This is a genomic window from Pseudomonas alliivorans, assembly GCF_017826695.1.
Taxonomy (GTDB): domain Bacteria; phylum Pseudomonadota; class Gammaproteobacteria; order Pseudomonadales; family Pseudomonadaceae; genus Aquipseudomonas; species Aquipseudomonas alliivorans.
Genome location: NZ_JAFFZW010000012.1, coordinates 93,451 through 108,033 on the forward strand (window position 1 = coordinate 93,451; position 14,583 = coordinate 108,033).

The 14,583-nt window shown below is 60.2% G+C and carries 13 protein-coding genes; 7 read left to right on the forward strand and 6 right to left on the reverse strand.

The genetic code is table 11. The annotated features are described in order from the left end of the window. Nucleotides 1-6: 6 nt before the first annotated feature. Complete coding sequence (locus tag JTJ32_RS23850) at nt 7-2,739, forward strand: winged helix-turn-helix domain-containing protein (RefSeq protein WP_210043514.1); 2,733 nt, start codon at nt 7-9, stop codon at nt 2,737-2,739. On the opposite strand, the gene JTJ32_RS23855 is transcribed toward JTJ32_RS23850, so the two are convergent. The 6 genes from JTJ32_RS23855 to rutA form a co-directional block, all read right to left on the reverse strand. Next, the gene (locus tag JTJ32_RS23855; RefSeq protein WP_210043515.1) at nt 2,736-3,935 is read right to left on the reverse strand and encodes a cyclic di-GMP phosphodiesterase; all 1,200 of its coding nucleotides are present in this window, start codon (nt 3,933-3,935) and stop codon (nt 2,736-2,738) included. The two genes, JTJ32_RS23850 and JTJ32_RS23855, sit on opposite strands and share 4 nt — an antisense overlap. A 320-nt stretch (nt 3,936-4,255) precedes the next feature. Continuing rightward, the gene (gene rutF, locus JTJ32_RS23860) at nt 4,256-4,789 is read right to left on the reverse strand and encodes an NADH-dependent FMN reductase RutF (protein ID WP_184318511.1); all 534 of its coding nucleotides are present in this window, start codon (nt 4,787-4,789) and stop codon (nt 4,256-4,258) included. 12 nt (nt 4,790-4,801) lie between these two features. After that, nucleotides 4,802-5,581, reverse strand: a complete 780-nt coding sequence (rutD, locus tag JTJ32_RS23865) for a pyrimidine utilization protein D (RefSeq protein WP_210043516.1) — start codon at nt 5,579-5,581, stop codon at nt 4,802-4,804. A 41-nt stretch (nt 5,582-5,622) separates the two neighbouring features. Beyond that, nucleotides 5,623-6,006 (reverse strand): pyrimidine utilization protein C, encoded by a 384-nt coding sequence (rutC, locus tag JTJ32_RS23870; protein ID WP_004885146.1) that lies wholly within the window; start codon nt 6,004-6,006, stop codon nt 5,623-5,625. Between the two features lie 10 nt (nt 6,007-6,016). After that, on the reverse strand, nt 6,017-6,757 hold the full coding sequence (gene rutB, locus JTJ32_RS23875) for a pyrimidine utilization protein B (protein ID WP_099226926.1): 741 nt from the start codon (nt 6,755-6,757) through the stop codon (nt 6,017-6,019). Continuing rightward, the gene (gene rutA / locus JTJ32_RS23880; RefSeq protein WP_210043518.1) at nt 6,757-7,839 is read right to left on the reverse strand and encodes a pyrimidine utilization protein A; all 1,083 of its coding nucleotides are present in this window, start codon (nt 7,837-7,839) and stop codon (nt 6,757-6,759) included. Before rutA ends, rutB begins: the two co-directional genes overlap by 1 nt. A 284-nt stretch (nt 7,840-8,123) precedes the next feature. Here rutA and rutR point away from each other — a divergent pair, with 284 nt between their 5' ends. From rutR to JTJ32_RS23910, 6 genes are all read left to right on the forward strand, one after another. Continuing rightward, nucleotides 8,124-8,867: a pyrimidine utilization regulatory protein R gene (rutR, locus tag JTJ32_RS23885; protein WP_210043520.1), complete on the forward strand. Its 744-nt coding sequence runs from the start codon at nt 8,124-8,126 to the stop codon at nt 8,865-8,867. 240 nt (nt 8,868-9,107) lie between these two features. Beyond that, a complete protein-coding gene (locus JTJ32_RS23890) occupies nt 9,108-10,199 on the forward strand; it encodes a BMP family ABC transporter substrate-binding protein (RefSeq protein ID WP_184318521.1) in 1,092 nt (363 codons plus the stop codon). Beyond that, entirely contained in the window at nt 10,196-11,710 is a 1,515-nt protein-coding gene (locus JTJ32_RS23895; protein WP_210043522.1) for an ABC transporter ATP-binding protein, read from the forward strand. The genes JTJ32_RS23890 and JTJ32_RS23895 overlap by 4 nt, the downstream gene beginning before the upstream one ends. Next, entirely contained in the window at nt 11,703-12,818 is a 1,116-nt protein-coding gene (locus JTJ32_RS23900; protein WP_210043524.1) for an ABC transporter permease, read from the forward strand. Before JTJ32_RS23895 ends, JTJ32_RS23900 begins: the two co-directional genes overlap by 8 nt. Further along, the gene (locus JTJ32_RS23905) at nt 12,818-13,744 is read left to right on the forward strand and encodes an ABC transporter permease (protein ID WP_210043525.1); all 927 of its coding nucleotides are present in this window, start codon (nt 12,818-12,820) and stop codon (nt 13,742-13,744) included. Before JTJ32_RS23900 ends, JTJ32_RS23905 begins: the two co-directional genes overlap by 1 nt. Before the next feature lie 96 nt (nt 13,745-13,840). Continuing rightward, nucleotides 13,841-14,545, forward strand: a complete 705-nt coding sequence (locus JTJ32_RS23910; RefSeq protein WP_004885138.1) for a YiaD family glycine zipper/OmpA-like lipoprotein — start codon at nt 13,841-13,843, stop codon at nt 14,543-14,545. Nucleotides 14,546-14,583: the final 38 nt, after the last annotated feature.

Sequence of the window (14,583 nt, forward strand, 5' to 3'; positions counted from 1 at the left end):
CCGGCCATGACTGATCTGTCCCGTATGCAAGGGTTCGCAGACAGCGCGATTCCTGCGTTGGAAGGGCGATTCTTCCGACCGCCACTGCCCGATGGCTATGTTCCCAGACCCCGATTGTGCCAGCGCCTTCACGAAGGTTTGTCTGGGCGATTGCTGCTGGTCTGCGCTCCGGCAGGTTTTGGCAAAAGCTCGCTGGCGGTCGAGTTCTGTCAGGCGTTACCAGACAAATGGCAAAGCGTGTGGCTGGGGCTGAGCTCCAGAGACCACGATCCCGGGCGTTTTCTGGAGCGTCTGCTGGCAGGGCTTCAGCAGTTTTTTCCGCAGTTGGGCGCACAGGCAATGAGCTTGCTGAAAATGCGCCAACGCCATCAGCCCTTTGCATTCGAACCCTGGCTCGACGGGCTGCTGGACGAACTGGCCGTTCACCTGATGCTTAGCCGGCCGCTATTGCTGGTCCTCGACGACTATCATCTCGCCCAGGGCAGCGTGCTCGATCGTTGCCTGCAATTTCTGCTCAACCATCTGCCGGCCGGTCTGGTGCTGATGGTGACGAGCCGTCAGCGACCTGACTGGCATCTGGCACGCCTGCGTCTTTCACGCCAGTTGCTTGAAATCAACGAGCATGACCTGAGGCTTACGCATGCCGAGTCCATGGCATTGCTGGACCAGCACAGTCGCTCGCTCGACAACGAAGCGCTGCAAAGACTGATTCAGCGCAGTGAGGGCTGGGTGGCGGGGCTGCGTTTCTGGTTGCTGGCGGCCGCCGAAGCCGGTGATGACAATGCATTGCCTCAGTCACTGCACGGCGGTGAGGTGATGATTCGGGAATACCTGCTGGAGGAAGTCATCGATTGTCTGCCGGCCGAGGCTCAGGCCTTTCTCTACGAAACGGCGTGCCTGGAACGTTTTTGCAGCGCCCTGTGCGACGCGGCCCGGGACACCCATGACAGCGCCGAGATGCTGCGCTACCTGCAGGCGCATCAGGTCTTTCTGGTGCCGCTTGACGAACAGGGCCACTGGTTTCGTTATCACCATCTGTTCTCCGACCTGCTGCGCACCCGGCAGGCCAGCGGTCCGCAGCAGACACGGCTGCACCTGAATGCCTGTCGCTGGTTCAGCGGCCAGGGCCTGCTTGATGAAGCGGTTGAACAGGCCTTGCGCGCCGGGCACCTGGATGTCGCAGCCAACCTGGTGCAGAACCTATCCGAAGAACAGTTGTTGGCCGAACAGAACGTCGGCATGTTGCTGCGCTGGAAGATGGACTTGCCCGACAGCCTGCTGACCAGCACACCGCGATTGATCGTGCTGTACGCCTGGGCACTGGGGCTGGCCTGCCAGCTGGACGCCGCTGAAGAACTGGCCAACCAGTTGAGTCGTTTCCTGCCCGCGCCCTCGGCTACCGCGCAAAAATCCATGCTGGCCCAGTGGCTGGCGCTGAGCGGTGTCATCGCTCGCGGTAGAGGCGACAGCGACAGGACGCTGCGTTATTGCGGCGAAGCCCTGCTCAGTCTTCCCGAAAAACGTTATGGGCAGCGTCTGGTCTGCCTCTCGACCCTCGCCAATCTGGCTATCGCCCAAGGCGACCTCTGGCGTGCCCGTGCGTTGAATCGCGATGCACTGGAACTGGCGCAACGGGTCGCAAACCCGCTGTTCGAGGCGCTCGCTCACTATGATCGCGCCAGAGCCTTGCAGGCGCGGGGCGAAATTCTCCGGGCGCTTGACGAAGTGCGTCAGGGGCTGCAACGCCTCAAAGGATTGTCCCCGTCTCGTCTGTATGCGGTCCGGGCTCGCCTGACCTTGTATGAAGGCTATCTGCTGACGTTGCGCCTGGAGGTTGACGCCGGGCGTGCCAGGTTGCTCGCCGGTCTGGCTGAAGCCCATGCCTGCCGCGACATCAGCGTGCTCATCGGTCATTGTGTGATCGCCACGATGGAAGGCTGTGCAGGGCGTTTTGCTGAAGCCTTTGCTGAACTGGCCGAGGCTGAACGGTTGATGCATATCTGGGATGTGCCGCCGATTTATTACCTGGCAATGATCACGCTGGTCAAATGCGAACTCTGGCTGGTGCAGGGCCGCATCGATCTGGCCGAGGCCTGGTTGCTGCGCCTCACTCAGACCTACACCGGCGAGCTGGCGGCGGGCGCGCCTGAATGTCACCCTCAGTTGCCCCAGCAGATCGAGTTGCAGCGCGCCATGCTGGAACGGATTCACGGCGACCCTTGCGCCAGCGAGAAACGTCTGCGGGCACTCGAAGAGCACGCTCATCGTATCGGTGCGCAATTGGTCGGCCTCGTCGCCGTGACCCAGCATATCGGCCTTCTGCTCGACGCCGCCCGGTACGATGAAGCACAGGACCGCCTGGTGCGAAGCCTGAAGACGGCCGCTGGCGGTGCGTTGTTTCCGTTCCGCACTTTGCTGGGCGAGCACCCGCAATGGCTTCGCGAACACTTGCTTCAGGCGCCGCCCTGCGCTGTGCGTGATGCGTTGCTTGATCAGCTTCCGGCATCCCCGGTGCCTCCCGCCGCAGAGTTCATGCACGGCAGCGACTGCCTGAGCCTGCGCGAACTGGACGTGCTGCGATTGATCGCACAAGGCTGTTCGAATCAGGAGATCAGCGAGCAGTTGTTCATCTCGCTGCATACGGTCAAGACCCACGCCAGCCACATCAACAGCAAGCTGGGCGTTGAGCGTCGGACCCAGGCTGTGGCGAGAGCCAAGTTGCTGGGGCTGTTGAGCTAGTCCGAAGCCGCCTGACCGGGCCTGATGCCTGACCAGAGGTGGTCGACGCTGTCCAGGCCCCAGTCGGCGGGGAGTTCGATCTTGATGATAGCGTCCCGGTCCTCGCTGCTCGCCAGATCTATGATCTGCGGTGCGAAGGTCTTGCGGGTGCGTGCGGACATGAAGACCTTGACTTTGGGCGTCAGCAGCGACGTTTCACTCTGCTCCATGACCACGCCCAGCCGTCCGCTTTCCAGACGCACCAGCGCACCCACCGGATAGATGCCCACGGTCTTGACGAAATTCTGGAACACCATGTCATCGAAGTGGCCTTTCCAGGAAGCCATCTCGCGGATCGAATGTGCAACACCCCAACCCTTTTTGTACGGCCGGTCCGAGGTGATCGCGTCATACACGTCGCAGACCGCACTCATTCTGGCGAAGATGCTGATGTCCGACCCTTGCAATCCATCGGGGTATCCCGAGCCGTCGACCTTTTCATGGTGGTGCAGACAGACATCCATCACCAGCGCCGCGACTGGCAGGTTCTCCTCGAGAATTTTCAGACCCTGTTCGGGATGGGTTTTCATCAGGGTGAATTCTTCGACGGTCAGCCTGCCGGGTTTGTTGAGGACTTCCGGAGCAATCATCATTTTGCCAACGTCATGCATGAGTCCCGCTACGCCGGCCTCCCTGACCTGTTCAGTCTTCATCCCCATCCGCTTTGCGAGCGCCACCATCAGTGCGCAGACGGCAACCGAGTGCATGTAGGTGTATTCATCCGATGTCTTGAGGCGGGACAGGCTGATCAAGGCGTGAGGGTGTCGCAGGATCGAGTTGGAAATTTCCTCGACCATCAGGTCCACATTGTCCATCTTCATCGCCTGACCCATCCGGGCCTCGGTGAACATGTTCATCACGACATCACGGGCTTTGCCGCAGATGGCTTTGGCGCGTTCGACCTCCTGCTCCAGGCTGACCGTTGCCTTGTCATCATGCGCCGGAGTCGGTGCGGGCGCCGACATATGATCATGACCCTGGCGCGTGTCGATCCACACCTCGAGCGTATCGGAGGACTGAATGCGTTTGAGCACGTCGCTGTCGTGAAGAACGGTTTCTACATGGGTTACCCAGAAAGGGTCATTGTTCCAGGGACGACAGAACTTGTGGATGTGCATGCCGAGGCTGAGTTCGGAAACGGGAATTTTTTTCAGCATGCTCAGTCACCCAGACCCTGTTCGATAGAACAGCCTGTGCATGAACTGCACGTAACGGAGCCTTTGGATTGTCCGGCCTGATGGATCGACATGACTTCACCTTATTGACTGCAAGGATCATCCTGATCTCGTAATGCCAGTATAAGCAGTACTTCAGGAAAAAATCTTGTGTATTTACCTGACGCCAATAAGTTGTTTTTTCTGTTTTTATTCTTTTAAATCAGTGGGTTGTGGCATTAGTTGTTTTCGCGTCCAGCGCTCGATAAAAACAATCAATGACCGTGTCGGAGTGGTCGGCGATTTAAAGCGCCGACCTTGTTTCAACGCGTTGGCAGGACACCGGGCAGCGGATGATATTGACGCCCGAAGTACACCAGCGCATCCGATTGGCTTTCATGCCGGATATCCTGCACTTCACAGAACAGAATGTCGTGGGTGCCGACACTCACTGACTGGCTGATTCGGCAGTCCAGCGCCAGCTTGGCGCCGTCGAGTAACGGTGCGCCGGTCAGACCTTCCAGCCATTGGCCGCTGGCGAAGCGTTCGGCCTGAGAGGTCTTGCCGCCGAACAGGTTGGAAAGTGCCTGCTGATCATGCCCCAGCGTGTTCACGCACAGAGTGCCGTTGCCCACGAAGGCGTCGTACACCGATGCGCTGCGGTTGATGCAGACCAGCAAAGTGGGCGGCTGGTCGGTCACGCTGCAGACCGCTGTCGCCGTGAACCCGGCCCTGCCATGCGGGCCGTCGGTGGTGATGACGTTGACTGCTGCAGCGAGGCTGGACATGGCATCGCGAAATTCAAGTTGAGTGACGGCAGTGGCTGCGGTTGTGCATGGCGCTGATTGGGTTTGCATGGCTACGGTCCTTCAGGCCTGGGCGCTGAGAAAGTCGAGCAGGGCTCGGTGAAAGGGCTGTGGGTCAGTGATGTTCGAGGCGTGACCGCCGTATTCCAGAAGCTCCAGCCTGGCATCGGGGAGCGTTTCGGCCAGATGCTGTGAGCGCTGCCACGGCACCAGCATGTCGTCGCGGTTGGCGATCAGCAGCGTCGGTGTGCGAATGTCCGCAAGGCTCGCCTCAATGTCGAAGCTTTCCAGTGCGTGGATCCGCCGCAGCAAGTTGTCGGTGTCGGGGAAGTGCGCCAGCGCGTGCGCCTCGTCGCTGGAAAGCCGCGCAGTGTTTGCGGCGATCCAGTCGGCCGGATAAAGAAACAGCGCCTGGGCTTGCACATAGGCTTCGGGTCCGCTGTTCAACAGCAGCTTTTTGCGGACCGAAAAACAGCGGGCACTGTGCGGATTCGGGCTGCTCCAGGCGTTGATCAGCACCTGACTGTTCAGCAGTTGGGGGCGTAGCAGCGAGAGCTCGAGGCCGATCAGCCCGCCCAGCGCATGGCCCATGAAGTGGCAGCGCTGAATGTCGAGCGAGTCGAGCAGCTCCAGCAGTTCGAGCGCCATATGTCGAATGGAGTAATCCGGCGGCAATACGGAGGGGCTGCGTCCGGTGCCTGCATGGTCGTAGACCAGTACCTGATAGTCACGGCTCAAGATCGTCAGGTCATCGACCCAGTATCGGCTGGAACCGCCCAGCCCCGAACTGAGTACCAGTATCGGGGCGTCGGTCTTTTGCGAAACATGAAGTTCATGGAACATGCAGGCGCTCCAGGTGGGCGGCGAGCGCCCACGTTCGAGGTTCAGCCGATGTGGGCGATGCTGGCGATTTCAATGAGTGCTTCGGGCTTTACCAGGCCGCACTGGATGCAATAGCGCGCCGGCTTTTCGCCTGCGAAGTACTCGGCATACACTTCGTTGACCTTGGCGTAATCGGCCCAGTCGCGAATCATGATCATGTTGAAGGTCACGTCATCCATCGTGCCGCCTGCGGTTTCGATCACGCTTTTGATGGTTTCCAGCACGTGGCGGGTCTGGGCAGTCGCATCGCCGACATGCACGACGTTGTTGTCCTTGTCGAAGGGCAGGGTGCCTGACACGTAGAGCACGCCGTCGGCCATCGAGCCCGGTACGAACGGGGCAATCGGCTTGGTGGTGCCAGCAGGAATGATCGCTTTCTTGGTCATGCGGAGATCCTCACGAAGGTTGCCCGACCGGGCTGAAGGTGGTGCAGAAGTCATCGACGCTGGAGACCCAGCCGAAGAAGGTTTCAATATTGAACAGGGCGGCCTGCTGAGCGAATTCGGGGCCGGCCTGATGAGTCGCGTCGGCCAGTACTACGCCGAAATATTCCAGGTGAAAGCCGTCACGCAAGGTCGATTCCACGCACACGTTGGTGGCGATCCCGGTGAACACCAGGTTCCGAATGCCACGGCTGCGCAGCACGCTGTCGAAACTGGAATTGAAGAAGCCGCTGTAGCGGATTTTCGGCACCACAATGTCACCCGGTTCGGGCGTCAGTTCATCGACCAGTTGATAGTCCCAGCCGCCCTTGGCCAGCAACTGACCTTCAAGTTCGGGGCGCTTGCGCATGGTTTTCAGCGCATTGGATTTGTGCCAGTTGGGCGAGCCGGGACCGCCTGCTTCCACATAGGCCGGATCCCAGCCGTTCTGGAAAAAGATCACCGGGATACCTGCCGCACGTGCGCAGGCGCAGGCCTTCTTGATGTTGGCAATGACAGGTCCCGTGCTGCTGACATCGAACCCGGCCAGGTCCAGATAACCGCCGAGCGAGGCGTAGGCGTTCTGCATGTCGACCACCACCAGCGCCGTTTCGCCAGCTTTCATGCGCAAGGCTTCGGGGCGTGCAGGCAGGTCGCGGGCGGGCTGCAGATCAAGCGGCAAATCCACACCGGCAATCGTTGCGGGCGCATTCATCAAACCACCTCCTTGAGCGGCAGGACATGACTGCGGCTGCTCATCAATGGCTGAATCTTCTGGCCGAAATCTTCGACGCCTTTCACGAAATCATCGAAGGTCAGCATCACGCCCTGAGTACCGGGAACGCTGGCCACTTCGTCGAGCATCTTCGCCACATTGGCCCAGGAGCCGACCAGTGTGCCCATGTTGATATTGACTGCTGAAGTCGGGTCGGCCATCTGCCTCAGGTTCGAGCCTGCGCTTTTGTCGGCCGAGCCCTTGTCGCTCAGCCAGGCGATGGCTTCCTCGTCAGCCCCTTCCTTGATGTGCTCCCAGCGAGCCCGTGCGGCTTCGTCGGTGTCGTCGGCAATGATCATGAACAGCACGCAGGAAGTGACATTGCGCCCGGTCTGCTTATTGGCCTCGATCAGTTTCTGCGCGGTGGGCGCGAACGCGGTCGGTGTATTCACGCCTTTGCCGAAGCAGAAGTTGTAGTCGGCGTACTGGGCCGAGAACGCCATGCCGGCTTCACTTTGCCCGGCACAGATCAGCTTCATGTCGGCCTGCGGACGAGGGCTGACGCGGCAGTCCTGCATGCTGAAGTGTTCGCCCTTGAAATCGCTGCTGCCGGTGGCCCACAGGTCACGCAGCACCTGTGCGTATTCGGCCAGGTACTCGTAGCGAGTGTGGAAGAACTCATCGCCGGGCCACAGGCCCATTTGTTCGTATTCGGGTTTCTGCCAGCCAGTGACCAGATTGATGCCAAAGCGCCCATTGGAAATCGAGTCGATGGTCGAGGCCATTCGTGCGGCAATCGCGGGCGGGATGGTCAGAGTCGCGACCGTGGCGAACAACTGGATCCTGCTGGTCACGGCGGCGAGTCCGGCCATGAGGGTGAACGACTCCAGGTTGTGTTCCCAGAACTGCGTCTTGCCGCCGAAGCCGCGCAGTTTGATCATCGACAATGCGAAGTCAAAACCGTAATGCTCGGCCTTCTGCACGATCTGTTTGTTGAGGTCGAAGGTGGGCATGTACTGCGGTGCGTTGCTGGAAATCAGCCAGCCGTTGTTGCCGATGGGGATGAAGATACCGATGTCCATATGAGGCCTCTCTGCGATAGTCGATGCGTGCCCCAGGGACAACGGGCGGCACTTGAACCGAGCTTGCATGGAGCGGGCCAGCTTTATTTTGTTGTTTTTATTCAGTGGCTTAAGAAAATAAAGCGAGTTTTTCGGACCATTTGGTCTGGATTAGAGCACTTGGTTTGTGCAGTGCGCACGCTGATGGGGCATGGGGCGGATAAATGCGCGGCGTGGTTCGCATCCATATCGACAAAGTGTGTCCGCCCGTTAAGATGCCTGCTCATTTAGGGATCACTGGTTGGATGTGCGTGAACAAGAAACCTCCCGTGACTGAGCCCGCGAGCAAACGCGTGCGCAAGGTCAAGCCCGACAAGGCAGTCAAGGCGACCCGCGAGCCCAGTGCGTCCGCCCTCAAGCGACGCCTGCGTCTCATGGAAGGCAAGCGCAGTGTGATCCTCGATGCTGCGCTGGAAATCTTTTCCCGTTACGGCGTGCATGGCAGCAGTCTTGACCAGGTGGCAAGCCTGGCGGATGTCTCCAAGACCAACCTGCTGTACTACTTCAGCAGCAAGGATGACCTGTACCTGAACGTGCTGCGCCAGTTGCTCGAGGTGTGGCTCAGCCCGCTGCTGTACTTCACCGCTGACAAGGATCCGCAGCAGGCCATCGCTGCCTATCTGAAGGCCAAGCTGGAAATGTCCCGCGATCATCCGGCCGAGTCCCGGCTGTTCTGCATGGAAGTGATGCAGGGCGCGCCGCTGATACAGGGCGAATTGCAGCATCCGTTGCGCGACACGGTTCAGACCAAGGTGGCGGTGATCCAGCACTGGATTGACAGCGGCCAGCTGGCGCCGATCAATCCGCATCACCTGATCTTCTCGTTGTGGGCAACCACCCAGCATTACGCAGACTTCCGCACGCAAGTCGAGGCGGTCACCGGCAGGACGCTGGACGATCCCGAATTCTTCGAAGAAGTCCTGGAGAGCCTGCGCAGCATGATCCTGGACGGCATCCTGCCGCGTGGTGCTTCGTCAAAAAGGCCTTAAGCCTCGGACGAAACGCCTTCCATGGTTTGTCGTTTGCCTTACGCACCCCGGCTGAGCAGTAACCGATCATTCTGCACAAACCAAGTGCTCTGAATCGGACCATCTGATCCGTTTTTGGCGTGTTGTTTTCTACAGCTCCTTGTTTCATAACGTCTTTTCTGCAGTGGCATGGATGCTGCTATGGCCTGCAGGGTCGGCCCCGCGCTGTTCTTGCAGGCCATTACCCTCAGGAAAACGTCTATGTACAAGAAACTGTTGCCCGGGACTTTGTGTGCGGCTGTTGCGTTCGGAATGGGCAGTCTTGCCCAGGCAGAAGGGCTGACCCTTAAAGGCCCGGCGAAAATCGCCATGGTGTACATCAGTCCGCGCAACGATGGAGGCTGGACCCAGGCATTCGACGAGGCCCGGCAAAAGCTGGAAAAGGATCTGGACACAAAAATCCAGTATGTCGAAAGCGTTCCTGAAAACGCGGCAGCCATTACGCCCGTGGTGGATCGCCTGATCGCACGGGGTGCGAACATCATCGTCGGCACCGCGTTCGGTTACTCCGACACCTTCCTGACGCTGGCCAAAAAATACCCTGAAGTGGCGTTCCTGAACGGTTCGGGTACCACCAACGCGCCCAACCTGGAATCGTTCTACGGCCGCACCTACGAAAGCCAGTATCTGTGTGGCATGGCGGCAGGTGCGGCGTCGAAAACCGGCAAGCTGGGCTTCGTTGCGGCCAATCCGTTCGGTCAGGTCAACTGGACCATTAACGCCTACGAGCTGGGCGCGAAGCAGATCAATCCGAAGGCCACGCTCACGGTTGTCTACACCGGGGCCTGGAACGATCCGGTCAAGGAACGTGCGGCGACCATGGCGCTGATCGACAACGGGGTCGATGTGGTCGGTCAGCACGTTGACAGTCCGACACCGCAGATCGTCGCCCAGGAGCGCGGCATTCACGGCACCGGCCACCACCGCGACCTCAGCGAATTCGCGCCCAAGGCCACCGTCTGTTCGTCGGTCTGGGTCTGGGACCGTTTCCTGGGGCCTGAACTCAAGAAAGTCATCGCGGGCAACTGGACGCCCGCCGCCAATGGCGCACTGCTGTCGATGGAGCAGGGCGGCACTGACATCAGCCTGACCAAGGATCCGATCATTTCCGCGGAAGACCGGCAGAAGATCGAAGCCGAGCGCGCCGAGTTGCTGGCAGGCCGAAAAATCATTTACAGCGGGCCGATGTCGGATCGCGGCGGCAAGGAACGAATCGCCGCCGGGCAGCATCTGTCCGACCCTGACCTGTGGAAAATGGACTGGTTTGTCGAAGGCGTGATGACTCAGCAATGAGCCAGGTCAACGCGCTTCAACTCACCGGTATCAGCAAGTCTTTCGACGGCTTCAAGGCGTTGATCGATGCTGACTTCACCGCTCACTGGGGCGAGGTTCATGCGCTGCTCGGCGAAAACGGTGCAGGCAAGTCATCGCTGATGAACATTGCCGCCGGGCTTTACGCACCGGAAACCGGCTCGTTGCTGATCGACGACAATCCGGTCCAGTTGCAAGGCCCCAAGGACGCGAGTCGCTATCGGATCGGCATGGTGCATCAGCATTTCAAGCTCGTGAAACCGTTCACGGTGGCGCAGAACATTCTGTTGGGGCTTCGTGAACAACCGGGCGAGGGCAGTTATCGCAAGCGTCTGCGGGCGCTTGAACAGGAGATTGCCGCCAAGGCCGGGGAACTGGGCTTTGCGCTTGACCCGAGCCGCAGCGTCGACAGCCTGTCGGTGGCCGAGCAGCAACGCGTCGAGATTCTCAAGGTGCTGCTGGCCGGTGCGCGGATTCTGATTCTTGATGAGCCCACAGCCGTGCTCACCGATCAGGAGGCCGAGCGTCTGTTGATGACCGTGCAGGCCTTTGCCCGGCAAGGTGCGGCGGTGATTCTGGTGACGCACAAGATGGCCGATGTGAAGCGCTATGCCGATCGGGTGACAGTGATGCGCGGCGGCAGAACGATCCAGACTCTCGACCCGCAAAGCGTCAGCGTTCAGCAGCTGGTGCAACTGACTGTCGGTGATTCTGCGCCGGTCAGCGAGCGCAGTCCGGCCATGCCCGGCGAGGTCCTTTTACAGGTCAGAGACCTGCGCAGCGTTGCAGGCAATAACGCGTTGAACGGCGTGAGCATGACCTTGCGTGCCGGGCAGATCTACGGCATCGCAGGCGTCGGCGGCAACGGTCAGGCGGAACTGGCCAACGCGCTGATGGGCCTGCCACAACCCACCGAGGGTGAGATTCATCTGGCGCAGTTCGGTGATCTGCGCACCGCATCGACCGAACAACGGCGTCAACTGCGTATTGCGTCGATTCCGGCGGATCGCTACGGCGCGGCGTTGGCGGGTTCGCTGTCGGTGGCCGAGAACTTTGGCGTGGGCAACATCCATGGCGGCCGGTACGGCTCGTTCTGGCGCATGCGCTACTCGCGTCTGAAGCAGGACGCGCAAAAGGCCGTCACGGATTTCGATGTGCAGGGTGTGCGTTCGCTCGATCAGAAAGCCGCGTTGTTGTCGGGTGGTAATGCACAAAAGCTGGTGATCGCCCGCGAGTTCAGCCGCGACCCGCAATTGGTGCTGGTCCACAGTCCCAGCCGGGGCCTGGATGTTCGCGCCACACAGGCCGTGCACGACCGGCTGCGGGCGGCGCGTGATGCTGGCGCCGCCGTGTTGGTGATCAGTGAAGACCTGGACGAAGTTCTGACCCTGTCTGACCGGATCGGCGTGATGAACGGCGGGCGCATCGTCGCCGAGTTCGACCATCCCGCCGACCGCCAGGCCATAGGCAAAGCGATGGTGAGTCATGACTGAATCGACTGTTGTCCACGCAGGCAGTGCGCCACGAGGCCCCTTGCTGTCGCGACGTTATACGCTGGAAATACGGCAGCAGACAAGCTGGCCGCTGCAAGCGCTGATCATTGCGCTGGCGTTGCTGGTCGGCCTCGCAATCTGCACCGCGATACTGATCATGGCGGGTGTGCCGGCGGATGAATTGCTCAATGAGTTCGTCATGCAGACGGTATTCGATGCGCAGAACTTCAAAGCCGTGCTGTTTCAGGCCTCGCCCATGATCATGGTCGGTCTGGCAGGCTGCATGGCATTCCGGGCAAGGTTCTGGAACCTGGGGCTGGAAGGTCAGATGATCTGGGGCGCTATCGGCGCCACGGCCGTTTCGCTGTTCGATGTGGGGCCGGACATGCTGCGCCTGCCGTTGATGATGGCGGCGGCCATCGTCTGCGCGATGCTCTGGAGTCTGGGACCGATCCTGTTGAAGCTGAAATGGCAGGTCAACGAAATCATTTCGACCCTGATGCTCAATTACATCGCCGCCAACTTCCTGCTGCATCTGGTGTACGGCAGTTGGAAAGACCCGAGAGACAACTTTCCGTATTCGCCTGCGTTGCGCAGTTTCGAGCGTCTGCCGGACGTGTTTGCCGGGTACAACGCGGCCATCGTGCTGGCGCTGCTGGTCATGCTGCTGACGCTGTGGTTCATCGGTATTTCCCGAGCCGGTCTGTACCTGCGCTTTGTCGATGCCAATCCGAAGGTGGCCGGTGCCGTAGGCGTGCCGGTGCGCAAGATGATCATGGGCACGGTTCTGCTATCGGGCGCACTGGCAGGGCTTGCCGGGTTCGTCGTGACCTCGGGGCAGGAAGGCCGTTTGACCCAGTCGTTCTATCAGGGCTATGGGTTCTCCGGGATTCTCATCGCGTTTCTGGCCCGTAACAATCCGGTGGCGGCGGCGATTGTGGCGTTGCTGATCGCCATGCTGTTCGTGGCAGGGCGCAACCTGCAGGTGTTCTACCAGATCCCGTTTTCGATGGTGCAGTTGATCCAGGCGATTCTGGTGATCTGCGTGGCCTCGTCCGACTTCTTCATTCGTCATCGCCTGCGACGTATTCAGGCAGGAGCACGCTGATGGATCTTCTTTCGCATTGGCTGGGCAGCGCGCCGGATTTCGCCGTGCCCTTCGCGTTGGCCGCGCTTGGCCTGATCCTGATCGAACGTAGTGGTGTGCTGGCGCTGGGCGTCGAAGGCATGATGCTGGTGGGCGCGCTGGCGGGCATCGGCATGCAGTTGAGTCTCGGCTCTCCCGGCATTTCGCTGCTGGCGTCGATGGTTGCAGCGGGTGTGGTGTCGTTGCTGTTTGCCTTGATGGTGCTGGTGTTGCGGATCAATCAGGTCATCGCAGGGCTGGCGCTGGTGTTTTTCTGTCAGGGGTTGACCGGATTGCTGGGCACGCTGCTGGGCTGGACCAATCGCCCGGTCAGCGGTCTGCAGGCTGTGGAGTTGTGGCCTCTGTCTGAGCTGCCCGTAGTGGGCAAAGTCTTTATCCAGAATCCGCTGGTGTACCTGACCGTAGTGATTTTTATCGCTGTGGTCTGGTTGCTGGAGCGCACGCGCACTGGTCTTCGTCTGCGTGCGGTGGGCGAGAATCCCCAGGCCGCCGACGCAACGGGCATTTCGGTGCTGGGCTATCGGCTGGCGGCCATTGTGGCAGGCTCGGCGCTGATGGGCCTGGCGGGCGGTTTCATTGCGGTGCTCAGCACCAAGATGTGGATCGCCGACATGACGGGCGGTCGCGGCTGGATTGCCGTTTCACTGGTGATTTTTGCGCGCTGGTCACCCTGGCGTGCCCTGGCCGGAGCATTGCTGTTCGGCGGTATCGAAGCATTGATCCCGCAATTGGCAGCGACCGGCGTGAAGCTGCCGCAGTACTTCGTGTTGATGACGCCCTACGCTGTCACGCTGCTGGTGATGATCTGGGTGGCCGCTGGCAAGCGACAGTCTTCAAGCCAGCCGGGTGCGCTGGGTGAGCCCTACATTCGCGAAGAGCGGCGATAATTCTCAAGGGAGACGGTTCAGGCCGGGTTAAGGAATTTTTGACAGGCGCCATGCTCTAATCGGTCATTAGCGTTCGTCCAACCCAGGAGCTTCTGAATGTTCATGTCTCGTCGTTTGATTATTGCAGCCACCGCTGTGGCGATGCTTTCCGGCTGTGCGACGTCCAATCCCTATGACAATCAGGGTCAGGCTCAAAGCTCCGGTGGCATGAACAAGACTGCCAAATACGGCGGGCTTGGTGCTCTGGCTGGCGCGGTAGCGGGTGCGGCCATCGACCACAACCATCGTGGCAAAGGCGCGTTGATCGGCGCAGCCGTGGTGGGGGCTGCATCGGCAGGCTATGGCTACTACGCGGACAAACAGGAAGCGGCGCTGCGTGCGAGCATGGCCAACACGGGTGTCGAGGTGCAGCGTCAGGGTGATCAGATCAAGTTGATCATGCCGGGCAACATCACCTTCGCAACCGACTCTTCGGCCATTGCCAGCAGCTTCTATTCGCCACTCAACAACCTGGCCAATTCGCTCAAGCAGTTCAACCAGAGCAACATTGAAATCATCGGCTACACCGACAGTACCGGCAGCCGTCAGCACAACATGGACCTGTCGCAGCAGCGTGCGCAGAGCGTCGCGACCTACCTGACCTCACAGGGCGTCGATCAGGCTCACCTGTCGGTACGTGGTGCCGGGCCTGACCAGCCGATCGCCAGCAACGCCGACGCCAACGGCCGCGCCCAGAACCGTCGTGTAGAGGTCAACCTCAAGCCGATTCCGGGTCAGCAGTACCAGCAATATCAGCAATAACTGCCCCCGCTGATGATCGTGCCCATGCGCCGCATGGG